The sequence below is a fragment of the Microbacterium sp. genome, assembly GCF_035277845.1.
Lineage (GTDB): Bacteria > Actinomycetota > Actinomycetes > Actinomycetales > Microbacteriaceae > Microbacterium.
Genome location: NZ_DATEJS010000166.1, coordinates 1 through 18,089 on the forward strand (window position 1 = coordinate 1; position 18,089 = coordinate 18,089).

Annotated in this window: 3 protein-coding genes; 2 read left to right on the forward strand and 1 reads right to left on the reverse strand. The window is 70.6% G+C overall.

Features of this window, described 5'->3' with window-relative positions:
* The first annotated feature begins 63 nt into the window (after positions 1-63).
* Positions 64-14,340 carry an Ig-like domain-containing protein gene (locus VJR25_RS07015; RefSeq protein WP_324113955.1) on the forward strand — a complete coding sequence of 4,759 codons (14,277 nt, stop codon included), beginning with the start codon at positions 64-66 and terminating at the stop codon, positions 14,338-14,340.
* A gap of 176 nt (positions 14,341-14,516) precedes the next feature.
* Here the strand turns inward: VJR25_RS07015 and VJR25_RS07020 are convergent, their stop codons facing one another.
* Positions 14,517-15,959, reverse strand: coding sequence for a helix-turn-helix domain-containing protein (locus VJR25_RS07020; RefSeq protein WP_324113957.1), 1,443 nt, complete (start codon positions 15,957-15,959; stop codon positions 14,517-14,519).
* Positions 15,960-16,072: 113 nt separating this feature from the next.
* Between VJR25_RS07020 and VJR25_RS07025 the strand changes: the two genes are divergently transcribed.
* On the forward strand, positions 16,073-17,917 hold the full coding sequence (locus VJR25_RS07025; protein WP_414683752.1) for a phosphoenolpyruvate carboxykinase (GTP): 1,845 nt from the start codon (positions 16,073-16,075) through the stop codon (positions 17,915-17,917).
* Positions 17,918-18,089: the final 172 nt, after the last annotated feature.

Genomic DNA, 18,089 nt, shown 5'->3' on the forward strand with positions numbered 1-18,089 from the left:
CAGCGCCTGCTGGCCGCGGACGGCACGTCGCTGCGCGCCGCCTCGCCGCCGCCCGGGAACGGCGTGACCACGGCCGCAGCCAACGGCGGTGGCGGCGGTGCGGGCTCGTTCACGTCGCAGAGCGCCCAGGTGTACCTCGACCCGACGGTGCGGTCCTACGACGCGGCCACCTCCATCACGGTCGGCGGGAACGTCGGCATCACCGCCACGACGCGCACGAACGCCGAGGCGACCACCAGCAACGGATCCGGCGGCCTGATCTCGGGCGCCGGGGTGTCCTCCCACGTCGACGGCACCTCGAACAACTCCGCGTTCGTCGGCACCGGGCCCGACGGGATCACCGGCACGACCGCGGCGACCCAGGTGAACGCGGGCGGCATCTCGATCACCGCGGGCGGAATGGTGCGGATCGTCGCCACCTCGACGTTCGTCGCGAACGCGGACGCCGACACCGAGAGCGGCGGGCTCGCCGGCGGCTCCGTCTCGCACGCCGAGGTGCACCTCGTCGACAACACCGCGACGGTGATCGGGGCCGGGGCGCACGTCGTCGGCGGCTCGGTGAACATGATCGCCACCACGACCGGGTCGAACATCACGAGCCACTCCCGGTCGATCTTCATCGCGTTCGCCGGCTTCGCGACCGCCAAGGCCGTCTCCGAGCTGAAGAGCCGCGACACCGCGCTCATCGACGGCCAGCCCGCGACGCCCACGTGGGTCGAGGGCGTCGACGGCGTCGACATCCGCGCCCTGCACCTGGGCAACCTGCGGTCGCACGACGACGACCCCGAGTGCTGGTGCATCGGCCCGTCATACAGCGACGGCTACGACAACCTGCAGTTCGTCGAGACGGCCGCGGCGCACTCCGGCGTCACGGTCACCGCGGGAACGCGCCTGCAGTACGGCGTCAACACCAACGACCAGAGCCTCGACCCGGCCGACCCGTCGCCGTGGCACCTGGCACACCCGTCCGGCCAGAACCACCTCGCCCTGTACGTGCAGGCCGAGACCAACGCCGGCGACACCGTCGACAACACCGACGCGCGGCACGTGGACTGGAATGCGGACGTCGTCATCCACGACGGGCCGAGTCCGCTCCTGATCATCGGCCCGGACGGCCACGTCGTGACGGCCGTCAACATCACCGTGGACGGCATCCACAACCCTGCCCCGGGCACGGATCTCAGCGCCGGACCCGTCGAGGTGAACGACCTCGTCAACCACGACACCGGCGACGTGCTGATGAGCTCGGTGAACGGCACGATCGAGAACAGCCTGAACGGCGGCGCCAGCCCGTCCACCCACTACTGGGGCACGTTCTCGTACCGCGACAACTGGCAGTCGGTGACGATCCTCAACCACTCCACGCTGCGCCTGGTCGTCGACGACATCAACGTGCTGAACGTCGGCAGCCCCACCGTGACGCTCAACGCGCCCGACGGCGGCAGCACCCACCCGCTGTTCGCGATCGTGCGCCACGTCGACCCGACGCTCGTCACGATCACCAACGACGCGCCGACCACCCCGCCCGACCTGCTCATCAACGGCACGATCGAGAACCCGATCGGCGAGACCGACCTGTCGAGCACCGGCTCGATCTCGTCCTCGTCGGTGCGCGGCGGCGCGAGCACCTCCGACGGCACCCACACGTCGCTCGTGCGCACGAACGTCCTGCACCTCGTCGCCGGCACCTCCATCGGCGCATCGACTCCGTACCTCAACATCGACCTCGTGCAGTGGGCCGGCGGCGACGAGCACCTCACCGCGACCTCCGGCACCAGCCAGTACCTCGACCTGCGCACCCTGCTGCGCGACCCGGCCATCGCGAACCCGCAGACCCCCGCCTACGTCATCCCCATCGACCACCTCGTCGCGGGCGACAGCATCGTCGTGCGCCTGCAGGCCACCCAGTACCAGACCGCGGTCGGCACGGTGCCCGGCATCACCGTGAACGCCACGAACCCCAACGGGGTCTCCGGCACGTTCGTCAGCTTCTACCAGCCCGACGGCACCTACTGCTTCTACCCCGACGGATGCGGCGCCGGCCACCCGACGCTCGAGCCCGGCGCCTTCGCCACCGGCGGCAGCGCCACCGCGAGCACGTACGACTTCAGCCTGCTGGATGCCGGATCCAACGGGAACAACGGCCTCATCGACGTGTTCGCCGCGAACGACAGCCCGTCCGCGACCCGCATCAACATCGTGGGGCTGGTGCAGATCGAGCAGCCGGCCTCCGGCACGACGTCCGCGTCCGGCACCTACGGCACCGTGAACGCCGACACCAACGGGTTCATCGTGCTCACCGAGCAGACCGGCGACCTGCGGGCCGGGCTCATCCGCTCCACCGACGACGACGTGACCCTCACCGCGCCGGGATCCATCTACGACGCCCCGCAGCCGTCCACGAACCCGCCCGTCACCGGTCACCCGTCGCCGTCGACCACGCCGCAGGTGGTGGGCGTGGACATCACGCTGACCGCGGTGCACGGCACGATCGGCGAGAACTCCAACTTCCTCGAGATCCGCTCCTCGGTCGACCGGTTCGGGGTGCTGAACGCGCAGGCGCCCGGCGTCATCCGCATCTCGCAGACCACCGGCGACCTGCACGTCGACACCGTCACCACCTGCTACGGCACGAGCTCCGCGACCTGCGCGAACATCACCCTGACGAACTTCCACGGCTCCATCACCGACGGGCACGCGGGCGGTGCGGGCGGCACCGCGGCGAACGTCATCGGCGACACGATCAACCTGCTCGCCCAGTACGGCAGCATCGGCGACCCGGCCGGGGGCAACGACCTGAAGATCGACTCCGCCGCCGGAACCGGATGCCAGAGCACCGACACGCTGCTGTACCAGGGGGCGCACCACCAGAACGCGACCGACGCGCAGCGCGCCGTGACGGCCACGTGCTGGCTCGCCGCGCAGGCCGACGGCAGCGTCTTCGTCACCGAGGTCGAAGGTCCCCTGAACGTCGTCCTCGCCCACGCGGGCGAGAACGCCGGCCGCGTCGCCGGTCCGAACGGCGTGCGCCTCACCACCACAGAGACCGGGGCCGAGGGCAACGACATCCTGGTGCTGCACTCCGGCTCCACCCTGGTCGTCGAAGGCAGCATCCAGCAGGTGCCGCAGGGCCTCATCGAAGCCGACGGCGGCAACGTGGTGCTGCGCTCGGCCGACGACATCGTCACCGATCCGTCGAGCATCATCCTCGCCACGATCTCGTCCTCCGACACCCACCCGTACACCGGCACCGACCCGAACCTGGCGCACAACCAGACCGGCAACATCGACATCTACGGCGACTGCCACAACGCGGCATCCGGCGCCTGCGCGATGCCGTGGCTCGACACCACCGCCCCCGACCCGACCATCGGCGACGGCACGGTGATCGTGCTGCGCAGCGGCCAGCCGGGGCTCAACGCCCTGCCCGGCGCGATCGCCAACGGCGGCGCGGGAAGCCTCACCCGGGTGTTCGGCGGAGGCGAAGCCGACACGTTCGTCTTCGACCGCACGATCCTGGTCGGCCAGGCCCGGGCCTACGGCGACAGCACGCCCACGCAGGCCGGCGTCTACGCCCCGGCGTGCAACGGACCCCCGGACATGTGCGTCGACACGTTCATCGTCAACCGCCTGCAGTCCATGGTGCCGCTCGGCTCCGACGTCGCCCTCGGCGCGACGCTGAGCCTCGACGGCCAGTCGGGCAGCAACATCTACTCGATCTTCACCAGCGGCAGCCAGTTCACGAGCAACAACTACGAGCTCAACGTGATCGGCTCGCACGCCCCCGCAGACGGCACCGACACCCTCGACATCTACGGCTACGACACGTACTCGGGCGCCACCCCGGACAGCACCGGCATCGACCCGACGACCAGCCGCGAGTACGGCACCAACGACATCTTCCTGCTGCGCAGCACGCCCGCGGGCATCGTCGGCGAGACGTCCGCGCGACCCACGCTCTACCAGGGCACCGGCCCGAGCTCGGTGTCCGGAGACCACTACTCCGCCGGCTCCGGCTTCGTCGCCCTGCTGCACTCCACCCTCGCGAACACGCAGGCGAACCTCGGCGGCACGCGCACCACCGGCACCAACGGCGTCTTCGGCGTCGAGCGCATCAACTACGACTCCGCGATCAACGGCGGCCTGCACGTCTACTCGATGGGCGGCAACGACTACTTCGCCGTCGACGACAACGCCGCCCCCACCTACCTCGACGGCGGATCCGGCGACAACCAGTTCCAGATCGGACAGCTGTACGGGCAGCGCCGCACGGCATCCGCCACCCCGACCCCCGGCACGTACGGCGCCTCCGGCAACCTCGCCGCCGAGAACGTCTTCGACGTCGCCACCGTCGCCACCACCCGCGGCTGGCTGTCGCGCGGCACGAGCTCGCCGCTCGTCGCCCAGGGCGGCACCGGCAACAACACGTTCACCGTCTACTCCAACCACGCGGTGCTGCACCTCGAGGGCGACGGCGGCAACAACCTCTTCATCGTGCGGGGCTTCGCGCTGGCCCAGACGGATGCCGCCGGCAACATCAAGCTCCCGGGCGGATGCACCACCATCGAGGCGCCCGCGTGCATCCCGATCCCGATCACCACCAACGGGTACTCCACGGCCGCTCAGACCGACGTGCGCACCGGCGCCGGCAACAACCAGGTGGAGTACAACATGAACGCCCCGGTGTCCGTCGACGGCGGCACGGGCTTCAACAAGCTGATCATTCTGGGCACCGAGTTCGCCGACCACATCGTGGTGACCGACCACGGCATCTTCGGAGCAGGGGTGTCGGTGACGTTCAAGAACATCCAGGTGATCGAGGTCGACGCCCTCGAAGGCGACGACGTCATCGACGTGCTCTCCACCCCGCCGGGGGTCGCCGTGCGCGTCATCGGCGGGCTCGGCAGCAACCAGATCAACGTCGCCGGCGACGTGTCCGGCAACGTGTACTCGAAGGACGTCAACGGCACGAGCGGCACCATCAACCTCGCCGTCATCACGCAGGACCAGCTGTACAAGGACGTCGTCATCCCCGGCGTCGCGGTGAGCGTCGCGCAGGGCGCGCAGGGCGCGGTCATCGTCACCGAGCACGCCGGCGGCACGGTCGTCAAGGAGACGCAGAACGGCCAGGCCACCCGTCCGCCCATCGGCACGATCGACTCGTACACCGTGCGGCTCGCGCAGGCGCCGACCTCGACCGTGTACGTCGCGATCACGGCGGAACCCGACATCCGGCTCAACCGCGAGGGCACGCCCCTCACCGGAACCGGTCAGGGCGACTCGATCCTGCTCGCCACCGCCCCGCTCGGCACCGTGCCGAACCCCGGCACCACCACGGCGAACAGCGACTTCTACCAGCACGTGATCATGGATGCCACGGCCACCGACCTGCCGCAGCGCTCGCTCGTGCTCGTGTTCACCCCCGGTGACTGGCAGACGCCGCAGGCGGTGTGGGTCGGTGCGATGAACGACACCCTCGACGACGGCATCCGCACGTACGAGGTGAGCCAGAGCGTGCTCAGCGCCGACCCGTTCTACGCCAACGCGCCGGTGCGCAACGTCGAGGTGCAGAAGCTCGACCCGGGCACCCCGGCGATCATCGTCACGAACCTCGGCAACGACAACCCCACCACGAAGGTGCAGAGCCCGCGCTTCACCGACGGTTCCGCGAACGGCACCGCGACCTTCACCTCGGCGACCGCGCACTTCACGCTCGACGACGTCGGGCAGCCGATCGCGCAGATCGGCGGGGGAGCGAACATCCCCGCGAACACCGTGATCCTCGCCGTGCTGAGCGCGACGCAGGTCACCCTGTCGGCGGCCGTGGCGGCCGGCACCGGCATCGGCTTCACGCTGCCGTCGCGGGTGGCCTCCGCCGTCCAGTTCCGCGACGGGGTGACCGTGAGCGGATCGACCACCCTGACCTCGGCGAGCGCCGGGTTCAACCAGGGCGACATCGGCCGCCAGGTGGTCGAGGCCGACCTCGGCGACGTGCTGCCGACGGGTGCGACGATCGTCGCCGTCTCCGCGGACGGCACCGCGGCGACCCTGTCCGCACCGGCGACGGGATCCGCGACCGGCGTCACGTTCGCGATCCCCGACCGCAACGCGAGCAACGTCGTGCTCGGCGGCAGCGTCACGCCGCCCACGACCGGCAAGACCGCCACCGGCATCTCCGGCTACTCGTCGGTCGCGCTCGCCGCCGCCCCGACCGCGCCGGTCACCGTCACGATCACCGCCGCCGGAGACCCGCGCATCCAGCTCTCCAGCACCGACCCGCGCTTCCACGTGGTCTCGAACCCCGACGGCATCCACGCCGGCGTGTACACGATCACGTTCGGCACGGGCGACTGGATGACGCCGGTCATCGTGCGGGAGGATGCCGCGCCGTGGTACAGCATCGCCGACCCGCACAACTCCTACCTCACCGCCACGGTGACGAGCACCGCCGACGCCCGCTACGTCGGCGTCGACAACAGCTCCACCCCGTGGAACGTGCTCGTCTACACCGACAGCACCCCGAACGTGATCGTGCAGGCGCCGACCGGCATGGTCGTCACCAAGTGCGCCGACGCAGCATGCACGATGCCGGGCCAGGGCTCCAGCTACAGCGTGCGCCTGGCCTCCCAGCCCACGAAGAACGTCACGATCGCGCTCATCACCGACGGGCAGACGGATGCCGTCGTCGGCGGACGGATCTCCCTCGGCTCCATCGGCACCGCCCACCACGGCCTGTACACCGGCTCGGTGATCTACGACGCCGCGGCCGGCACCCTCACCCGTGCCGACGGCTCCAGCTGGCTCGACGACGGATTCCTGGAGGGTCAGCTCTTCACGATCGGCGCGTCCGGCACGGTGCTGAAGATCCAGGCGCTCACCGGCACGACCTCGACCCGCGTCGACGTGCTCACCGTCACCGACAAGGCGGCGCTCGCCGGGGTGCTCGGAGCATCCGGCACGCAGACGCTCACCCTCACGCAGTGGGCGGCGCAGATCACGTTCACGCCCGCGAACTGGTTCCAGGCGGTCATCGTGCCCGTCGTCGCAGATCCGCTCTTCACCGTGCCCGCCGGCAACCGCTCCCTGCTGTCGTTCCCGAAGTCGCCGCACCTGCTCTCGTCGATCCGCGGCCCGCTGTCGGTCGAGGGCGGTCCGACGCAGAACAACCACGCGGCCCTCACGCTGCCGGTCATGATGCCGGGCGAGGGCGACGCGCTGCCGTTCGGCATCGGCATCCAGCCGCCGGAAGCCCAGCAGGTCAACGTGCTCAACATCTTCGACGACGGCGCGCAGCAGAACCAGACGGGCACTCTGAGCTCCACCGGCCTCACCGGCTTCGGCATGGGCCCGGGCGTCGACTTCACCCACCACAACGGGTACCAGCCCGGCGACCCCGCGCACCCCACGTTCGGCGAGCCGGCGACGTTCCCGAGCGGCATCAGCTTCGGGTCGATCACCGTCGACCCGGTCACCGGCGACATCGTCACCAGCGCCAGCCTGTCCACGATCCAGGTGCTGAACATCCTCGAGGGCCAGGGCAACGACACGCTCCTCGTCACCGGCACCCTCGTCGGCGGCGCCTACACCAACGAGGACGGCACGCCCGGCACCACGTTCGCGCACGGCGGTCTCACGTCGCTGCACGGCGGCGGTGCCGAGCAGTTGAGCATCACCGGCTCCTTCGCGGTCACCGCCACCACGATCCGGCGCCTGGACGGCACGTCGTGGGCCGCCGACCAGTTCGCGGTCGGCCAGGAGCTGCTGTGGAACGGGATGCCGATCGGCGTCATCACCGGCGTCTCCGGGGCCACCCTCACCTTCGCCGGCACCGGCCCGGCGGCCGGCAGCGCGGTCGGCGGCACCGTCGCCGTGTTCGACCCGGCCGTGCACGTCACCACCCGCATCCACCTCACCGGCACCACGATCATCCGCACCGACATGCGCTCGTGGCGGGAGGCCGGGTTCCACGTGGGCGACCTCGTCACGATCGACGGCGTGGTGATCGGCACCGTCACCGGCTTCGGCGGACCCACCGACGACATCCTGATGCTCTCCGCGGCCCCCGACGCGCTGCTGTGCAACCTCGGCGGCACATGCTCGGCGACCGTGGCGGTGGCATCCGCCTCCGACAACACGGTGCGCTACGGCGGCAACGTCTTCACCGTCACCGGCGGCGCCGGCCCCGGCCCGGGCGCCACTCCGCCGACGCTCACCAGCACCTTCACCCTCGGCACGGCCGGGGAGGACCAGACCCTCACCCGCATCGGCGGATCGTGGATCGGCGACGGCTACGTCGTCGGGATGGTGCTCGAGATCGGCGGCCTCGCGGCCTGGACCATCACCGCGGTCTCGACGCTCACCCTCACGTTCTCGGGCCCGCAGATCACCTCGTGGGACGGCAGCGGATCCAGGATCGTCGGCTACGCGCCCTCGCCGCTCGTGGTCTACGGCGCCACCTCGCAGGACGGCATCTGGTACTCCGGCGACCCGCACACCCAGACCAGCCGCGTGTTCGGCTCGAAGCCCTTCCCGAACCAGGTGGGCGTGGGCACGCCGCAGTTCGTCTTCCCCGTGGCGGACCCGTTCCGCCACGCCGGGAACAACGTCATCGACGCCGGCGCCCTGTTCGCGAACGTGCCGGCCGGCCAGGTGCCCTCGATCGGCCTGACGATCGCGGGCGGCTCCGCCGACGACACGATCTACGGCAGCCAGGCGGGCGATGTCATCGCGGGCGGCTCCGGCGACAACACCATCCAGGGCGGGCGCGGAGACAACATCATCCTCGGTGCGAACGGCGTCAACGTGAACGTCATCAGCCGGGCCGTGACCTTCCCGACGACGAACACGAGCACGTACGAGAACGCGGATCCGCTCGTCGCCGGTGACAACCTGATCTACGGCGACGTGCCGGGGGCGACGGCGACCGACCGGTACGGCGACTACGACAACCTGATCTTCGGGGCGTTCGGCATCGTCACGCAGGACACCCGCGAGGCCGTGGTCGGGGTCATCCCGAACACCACCCGCACCGTCACGGCGACCATCACCGCGAACGTCACCACCGGCGGGCTCAACCTGGTCGCCACGGCGACCGCAGGCACCGGAACCTTCCGGGCCACCGACGTCGGGCTGGCGATCGCGGCAGCCGGCATCCTGTCCGACGGCACGATCATCACCGCGGTCAGCGCCGACGGCAGCACCGCCACCCTGTCGCGCAACACGATCACCGGACTCTCCGCCGCGAGCGCATCGCTCACGGTCGGGCCGGCGCAGGGCTACTGCCGCCCGACCGGGACCACTTCCACCAACCCGTACTGCGCGGCGAGCGGCACCACCCCGTGGGGCGACGCCCGGGTGGAGAAGATCCAGACCACGCACGACATCCTCGCCGCGATCTCCGACCAGCCGCAGAACCACGGCGACAACCGCATCTACGGCTCCGGCGGTGACAACGTGATCGTCGGCGGCGACGGGGCGAACGACATCCAGGGCGGGCCCGGACGCAACCTCATCATCGGCGGCAGCGTGGGTCTCGACCGCACGACGCACCTCTTCGACTACACGAACCTGCGCTTCCAGAACCTCACCGGAACGCAGATCTACAGCACGGCGACCGGCTCGATCGGGCAGAGCCTGAACGCGGGCACGGCGCAGAACGACCCGACAGGGCACGCCTGGTGGGGCGACTTCCTCTCCGGCACCGGCGGCATCATGCTCTCCGTGCCGGCCGGCGACACCAGCCGCCCTGCCGCGCTGCGGGACTCGGGCATGAAGGGCGCCGACTACATCGCAGGCGGCTCCGGATCGGCCATGATCTTCGGCGAGTCCGGCGACAACATCATCCAGGCGCACGGCTCGATCGACATCACCGCACCCGAGTCGGCCACCGGTTCCCCGACCGTCTCGAACGGCTCGCCGTCCGTGGGCAGCGTCTTCGGGGGAGCGGCCACCTGCCTCTTCCGCGGCTACGCCCTCGGCGACCGGGTGGGCGCGTGCCGGGATGCCTCGAACACCCTGCTGATCAACCCGTCGGTCGACGACTATGCGGCGCTGCAGTACACCCTCACCGGCAGCCTCGTCTTCGGCGCCCACACGATCGCCCGCACCGACGGCCTGTGGTGGGCCGACAGCGGCATCGCCGTCGGGCAGACCCTGACCGTGAACGGCGTCGCGGTCGGCGTCGTCACCGCGGTCAGCCAGGGCATGCTGACCGTCACCGGATCGCCGGCGCCGGCATCCTGCACCGCCCTGCCCTGCACGGTCACCGCGACGGTCGCCGCCACCGACGGCCAGAGCTACGTCGAAGGCGGACGCGGCAACGACACGATCTTCGCGAACCGCGGCCAGAACGACATCGTCGGCGGCAACTCCGACATGTTCAGCCTGACGACGCCGTCCGAGCGCGCCGACGGCTCGAACCTGATCTTCGGCGGCTCCGGTCTGAACGCCGGCCGCGAGGACTGCGGCGACGGCGTGCTGGATGCCGCGAACCACTGCATCACGAACCCGAACGGGCACGCCCACGACGCGAACGTCATCCTCGCCGACAACGGCGACGTCATCCGCCTCGTCGGCACCGACGGCCGGTACGGCGTCGGCAACGGCGTGGCCATGTCGGTCGGGTACCTGAACTTCAACTACGACGTCAACGGCTACACATCGGCGACCGAGCGCATCATCGCCCGGGCCGTCACACTGCTCGACCAGACGCCGGGCGGCCCGGACCTCGCGAACCAGCCCGGCCCGCAGGTCACCGGAGCCAAGGCCTCCAACGGCGTCGGCGACATCGGTGGCACCCCCATCACGGTCGACGGGCAGCCGCTCATGCGCGGCAGCGAGATCCACGCCGAGTCCGGTGACGCGTTCATCTACGGCGGCCCCGCGAACGACGTCATCTACGGCGGCGGCCAGAACGACACCATCATCACGGGCTACGCGGACAACTGGATCTCCGGCGGCCGCGGTGACTCCTGCATCATCGGCGGCGGCGGGCGCTGCTTCGCCAGCCGCAACAGCTCGGGCTACGGCGAACCGCTGTACGGCATCGCGCCCATCCCCGCGGCGAACCTCAGCGAGCTGATCACGACGCCCGGCAACGTGCAGCAGGCGGTCATCAACGTCGCCGGCGCCCTCGCGTACACCGCGGTGCTCTGGCCGTACAACTGGGATCCGGCCGCGAACGGCAGCCCGAGCTTCTCCACCGGCTGCAAGCAGAACGCGATCTGCGACCACTACCAGCCGCGCTACGGCCACAACATCATCTACGGCGGCTGGGGCGGCGGCGTCATCCACGCCGGACCGGGACAGTCCGCGGTGTCGGGCGCCGAGGCGCCGGAGCTGGGCTACGCCGACAACTTCGACATGTCGGGCAACGTCATCAACACGACGCCGTACCAGACCGACTGGTACCACCCGTTCAACCCGGGCAACCCGGCCGGCTGGCACCCGCTCGGCGACGACGGCAACGGCAACGCGGCCCGCGCCGGCATGTCCGGCAAGTCGAGCTACTTCGACCCGTCCGACCCGCGGCGCCAGGTGTGGCTGAGCGCGACTCCCAGCAACGACTTCGTCCTGGGCAGCCCCAACCCGGTGCTGTGCACCTGGGCGACCGGACAGACGCCGCAGCAGGCGGGGTGCCTGCCCTGGTTCCTGACGTTCGATCCGACGGATGCCGGGATGCCGCTCGACCAGACCTGGTACCCGGGCACCGGCGACCCGCAGATGCCGACCACCGGCGACAAGGCGATCTTCGGCGACCTCGGCAACGACTACATCGTCGCGGGCATGGGCCGGGTACGGGTGTACGGCGGCTGGGGCAACGACGTCATCGACGTCCGGGCCAGCACGTTCGTGGACAACGGCCTGAACGACGGCCCGGTGCCGAACCTGGTGCGCAACGCCGACGGCTCGTTCAGCCTCGCCACCGCGAACTTCGTGTGGGGAACGCCCGCGTGGGAGTCGCTCGCGTACGGCGGCGCCGGGCAGGACATCTACTTCGCCGGCACCGGCGGCGACCGCCTCATCGACTGGGTGGGCAACCACAACAGCTACTACGTGCCGTTCTCGCAGTTCGGGATGCCGGCGGTCAGCCGCACCCTGCAGCCGTTCCTCCCCGAGTTCCTGTACGCGCTGTCCAAGAGCGACGGTGCCGATCAGACCCTGATGACCCGGTACGCCGCCTACGACGACCGCTACCAGGGTCTGGCGTCCCGCAACGGCGAGCCGTTCGGCGAGCTGGGGCTGGTGCTGCAGCACGACGACGCCTGGCACCAGCAGACCGGGTCCCCGTTCAACCAGATGCCCGAGAACCTCGGGGGCACCGCGATCGACGTGATGAAGACCGCGAACGTCCGGCCGTTCGACTCGCCCGGCACGGTCGTGCCCGCCGGTGCGCTGTTCACCCGGGTCTCGCTCCCGTCCGGCGCCGGGGTCGACCTGCCGTCCGGTACCAACCCCGCGGGCGCCGACGCCGTTCCCCTTGTCATCACCGGCGCCCCCGGGGCCACCGCCTCGTACACGTTCACGCAGGGCGCGCTGAGCGTCACGGGCGGCGGCACGATCTCGCCGGCGGGCACCTTCGGCGCGCTGCTGGACCTGTCCGGCTTCGCCGACGGGATGATCGCCGTGACGGTCTCGATCATGGCCCCGGGCGGTCAGATCACGACGCTCACCGGGGCGATGGGCAAGAACAGCGTCGCCCCGCCGGCGCCGACGGTCGGGATCGGGGCGTACGCGAACCTCGCGACCCGCGCATCGTTCCCGATCACCGTCTCCGGGCAGACCGGGTCGATCGCCAACGTCGTGATCTCCGACGGTTCCACGCCGATCGCGCGCGTCGCGAACGGCATGGACATGGTCGACACCACCGGCTCGGTCGTCATCCCCGTCGACGTCTCGAATCTCGTGGACGGCATCCTCACCGCCACCGTCACGCTCACGAACGGCGCGGGCGTCAGCGCGTCGACGGTCATGACGGCCGTGCTCGACACCGTCCCGCCGCCCCTGACGGTGACCGGCTTCGACCCGTTCATCAATGCGTCCAACGCCGGCGGATACTCCTTCTACGTCACCGGGCAGACCGGGGCGGTCATCTCCTACTCGTTCACCGACGGCACGACGGTGGTGAGCGGCAGCAAAGCCGTGAACGGCAGCGGCCAGTGGAACGTGAACAACGTCTTCCTCTCGCCGCTGAGGGACGGCACCGTCGTGCTCACGGTCACCGAGACCGAGCCGTCCGGCAACCAGACCGTGTTCACCCAGGTGCTCGTCAAGAAGACGACGCGCCCGGCCGCGCCCACGGTGGGGCTGAACGCGGCGGACGACTCGGGCATCTCGGCGACCGACGGCATCACGAATGTCACCTCGCCGCGCTTCGTGGTCGCCGCCGCCCCGGATGCCGTCTCGACGACCGTGCTCGTCGGCGGCGTGCCGTACACCGGCCAGGCCCTCGCGACCGGCACGTACACGGTCACGGCGGTGAGCGTCGACGCGCAGGGCAACACGTCCGCCGCCGCGGCATCCTTCACCCTCGTCGTCGACGCGATCCCGCCGACCGGCACGGTCACGGTGCTCGGCAGGACCGCCGGCGGCACGGTGTACGTCACCGGCTCGTCGGCCTCCCTCGTGCTGTCGTTCTCCGGGCCTCCGGCGGGCCTCGCCACGATGGCCGTCTCGCTCGACGGCGGCGCCTTCAGCGCGCCCGTCGCCTACGCCCCGTCGGTGACGGTCACCGGGATCACCGGCGACGGCACGCACACCGTGTCGGTGCTCGTCGCCGACCGGGCCGGCAACACCGTCGTCATCACCCGCACGTTCGTGCTCGACAGCACGCCGCCGGCGATCGCCTCCTCGCTCACGGCGCCGGCCAACGGCGCCTGGTACGACGTGTCGCAGCGCCTCGTGCTGACGTATTCCGCGACGGATGCGTCCTCCGGCGTCGCGAGCGTGAAGGCGACGATCGACGGCGTCGCCTGGGCCACCGGCGGCACCGTCGTGGGCGAGACCCTCGCCGCCGGCATCCACACGGTCGTCGTCACCGCGACGGACACCGCCGGCAACACGTCGACCTCGACCTCCACGATCACCGTCCGCGCGACGATCCCGGGGCTGCAGGCGGCGGTGTCGTACGGGGTCTCGAGCGGCTGGATCACGTCGTCGTCGGTGGCGGCGACCCTGCAGTCGGACCTCTCCGCCGCGGCATCCGCGCTCGCCGCGAACAACCACACCGCAGCCAAGGCCGCGCTCGCCACGTTCGCGAAGGATGCCGGCAACAAGGCGGTCCTCGTCGCCTACGCCACCCTCCTCAAGGGCTGGGCCGCGGACCTCTCCGCCACCCTCTGAGCCGCGGATCCGCCGGTCCCGCGCGGCTGCACGCGAGTATCCTGGTACCAGGACTCCACCGCTGGGCGGATGCCCCGGTCGGCTACGACCTCCGGCTGCCCCGGCGATGACGCGATCCACGGCTGCAGTCCGGTGACGTCATCGTCGGCGGCTTCCGGGGAGCGCCGGATGTCGACCTACTGCTCGGCGTGGCGGTCGAGGAAGTCGTACACCTCGGTGTCGTCCACCCCGGGGAACTCCCCGCGCGGCAGCGGCGAGAACATCTGCATGTGCACGCGCGCGCTCGGCCAGGCACGTCCGTGCCAGCGGGCGAGGGCCTCGGCATCCGGCTTGCGGCAGCACGACTCGTCCGGGCAGGTCGAGGTGACCCGCTTGGGCGTCTCCCGGCCGCGGAACCAGCGCGCGTCGTCGAACGGCACGCCGACCGTCACCGAGAACTCGCCGTCGCTGGTGGTGCCGGTCTGCGCGGAGCACCAGAACGTCCCGTTCGGCGTGTCCGTGTACTGGTAGTGCTCGGTGGTGCGGTTCTGCTCCTCGAACGCCGAGCGTGCGAGGAACCGCCGGCACGCGACCTGGCCCTCGATCGACCCGGTGACGTCGGCGGGCAGCGGCAGGTCGTCGTTCTCGTACACGCGGGAGATGGCGCCGGAGCCGGTGACCCGGATGAAGTGCAGGCGGATGCCGAGGTGCTCGGTGAGCAGGTTCGTCATCCGCATCCCGGCGGCCTCGTGGGTGACGCCGAACGCGTCGCGGAAGTCCTCGACGGCGAGGTTGCGGTCCTTCTTCGCCTGCTGCAGGAACGTCACCGACGCCTGCTCGGGCATGAGGCAGCACGCCGCGTAGTAGTTGATCTCGAGGCGCTGCCGCAGGAACTCGGCGTAGTCGGTGGGCGGCTTGTGCCCCAGCATCCGGTGCGCCATGGCCTGCAGCGCCATCGACCGCAGGCCGTGCCCGCCGGGGATGGATGCCGGGGGCAGGTAGATGCGCCCGTGCTCCAGGTCGGTCACCGACCGGGCGGAGTGCGGCAGGTCGTTGACGTAGATGAGCTCGAAGCCGAGCTGCTCGGCCATGATGCTCACGGTGCGGTGGGTGAGCGCGCCGCGGGTGTGCCCGGCGGCGCGCAGCTGCTTCTCCGCGAGCGCCTCGATCTCGGGCAGGTAGTTGTTGTGCGCGCGCATGCTGAGGCGCATCTCGTTGTTCGCGCGACGGGCCTCCTCGGGGGTCGCGGTCGCCTCGCGCTCGCGGCGCTGCAGTTCGCGGTGGAGGCCGAGCACCGTCTCGAGCGTGTCGTCGGTCATCCCCTTCGACACCCGCACCGGGGCGAGGCCGAGCCGGCGGAAGACGGTGCTGGCCTGCACGCGGTCGAGCTCGATCTCGAGGGCGGCCCGGCGGTTGGGCGGTTCGGGGGAGAGCAGGTCGGTGACGTCGGTGCCGGTGGCATCCGCGATCTGCTGCAGCAGCGACAGCCGGGGCTCGCGCTTGCCGTTCTCGATGAGGCTGAGATGGGACCCGGCCACGCCCACGCGGGCACCCAGTTCGTCGAGGGTGAGCCCGGCCTCGAGACGCTGATGCCGGATGCGGTGGCCGAGCGTCGCGAGCTCGACGGACGTGGGAGTCATTCCTTCATCATAACGGCAAGATTCGCGATTCTTTCAAAGCCGAATCGCGTTAAGAACTCGCGGATTCGGGGGAGAGTTGACACAACCGATGTTCTGAACCGAACGGAAGCGAAATGGTCCTCGTGGATATTGAGACCCCTGCCGCCCCCGCTCGCGGCCGCTGGCCGCAGATCGAAGGCCCCGGCATGGCGGCGCTCGAAGACTGGGTGCACGAGATCGCCGAGCTGACCCAGCCCGACCGCATCCACTGGGTGTCCGGCACGCGCGCCGAGAATCGCGCGCTGCTCGAAGAGATGGTCGACGACGGCAAGCTCATCAAGCTGAACCCCGAGTGGCGTCCGGGCTCGTACCTGGCCCGTTCGCACCCGAGCGACGTCGCGCGCACCGAGGCGCGCACCTTCATCGCGTCCGAGCGCAAGATCGACGCGGGCCCCACCAACAACTGGGCCGACCCGGCCGAGATGCGCGCCACCCTGAACGGCCTGTTCGAGGGGTCGATGCGCGGCCGCACCATGTACGTCGTCGCGTTCTCGATGGGCGCCGTCGGCGGCCCGCTGTCGCACATCGGCGTGCAGGTCACCGACTCGCCGTACGCCGTGGCATCCATCGGCGTCATGACCCGTGTCGGCGACGAGGTCACCAAGCTCATCGCCGCGGGCGCACCGTGGGTGAAGACCGTGCACTCGGTCGGCGCCCCGCTGCACCCCGGCGAGCAGGATGTCGCCTGGCCGTACAACGACGAGAAGTACATCGTCCACTACCCCGACACGCTCGAGGTGTGGTCGTTCGGCTCCGGCTACGGCGGCAACGCCATCCTCGCCAAGAAGTGCTTCGCGCTGCGCATCGCCTCGGTGATCGGCCGCAACGAGGGCTGGCTCGCCGAGCACATGCTGCTCATCCGCGTCATCGACCCGGCCGGCAAGCAGTACCACGTGGCCGCGGCATTCCCGTCGGCCTGCGGCAAGACCAACCTCGCCATGCTGCGCCCGACCATCCCGGGCTGGCGCGTGGAGACCCTCGGCGACGACATCGTCTGGATCCGTCCGGGCGAAGACGGACGCCTGTGGGCGATCAACCCCGAGGCCGGCTTCTTCGGCGTCGCGCCGGGCACCGGCGAGTCGACCAACGTCACCGCCGTCGAGACCCTGTGGGGCAACACGATCTTCACGAACGTCGCGCTGCGCCCGGACGGCGACGTGTGGTGGGAGGGCCTCACCGACGAGCCGCCGGCCGAGCTCATCGACTGGGAGGGCAAGCCCTGGACGCCGGCATCCGGCCGTCCCGCCGCGCACCCGAACTCGCGCTTCACCGTGCGCGCCGCGCAGTGCCCGCAGATCGCGGACGACTGGGAGGATGCCGTCCCGCTCGACGTCATCCTGTTCGGCGGCCGTCGCGCCACCAACGTCCCGCTCGTCGTCGAGGCCACCGACTGGAACCACGGCGTCTTCATCGGCTCGACCATCTCGTCGGAGCGCACCGCCGCCGCCGAGGGCAAGGTCGGCGAGCTCCGCCGCGACCCGTTCGCGATGCTGCCGTTCTGCGGATACAACATGGCCGACTACTTCGGGCACTGGCTCGAGATCGGCGCCTCGCCCGAGCTCACCGCTCCGCCGGCGATCTTCCAGGTCAACTGGTTCCGCCGCGGTGCCGACGGCCGGTTCCTGTGGCCGGGCTTCGGTGACAACTCGCGCGTCATCGAGTGGATCATCCGCCGCATCCAGGGCGAGGCCGGCGCCGTGCAGAGCCCCATCGGCTACCTGCCCGACACCGATGAGCTGAACCTCGACGGTCTCGAGATCCCCGCGGAGGACCTCGAGGAGCTCTTCTCGGTCGACCCCGAGTCGTGGGCGGCCGAGGCCGACCTCACCGAGCAGTTCTACGCCCGGTTCGGCGACCGCATCCCCGCGCAGCTCACCGAGCAGCTCGCGGCGCTGCGCGCCCGCCTCGCGGAGGCGTAACCCAGACTTGGTCCGGTCCCGCCATTGGTTCAGAAGGGCGGGACCGGGCCAGACACCCGTGGTCGGGTCTGCCGGTGGTCAAATGCGGCAGACCCGGCCCCACACACGTGGCCCGGCCCCATTGGTTCAGAAGGGGGCCGGGCCATACCCTTCCCCGGTCGTCGAGCGAGCC

Coding starts and splice junctions, on each gene's coding strand:
- VJR25_RS07020 (WP_324113957.1), bottom strand. CDS start 15,959: ATGACTCCCACGTCCGTCGAGCTCGCGACGCTCGGCCACCGCATCCGG.
- VJR25_RS07025 (WP_414683752.1), top strand. CDS start 16,073: ATGGTCCTCGTGGATATTGAGACCCCTGCCGCCCCCGCTCGCGGCCGC.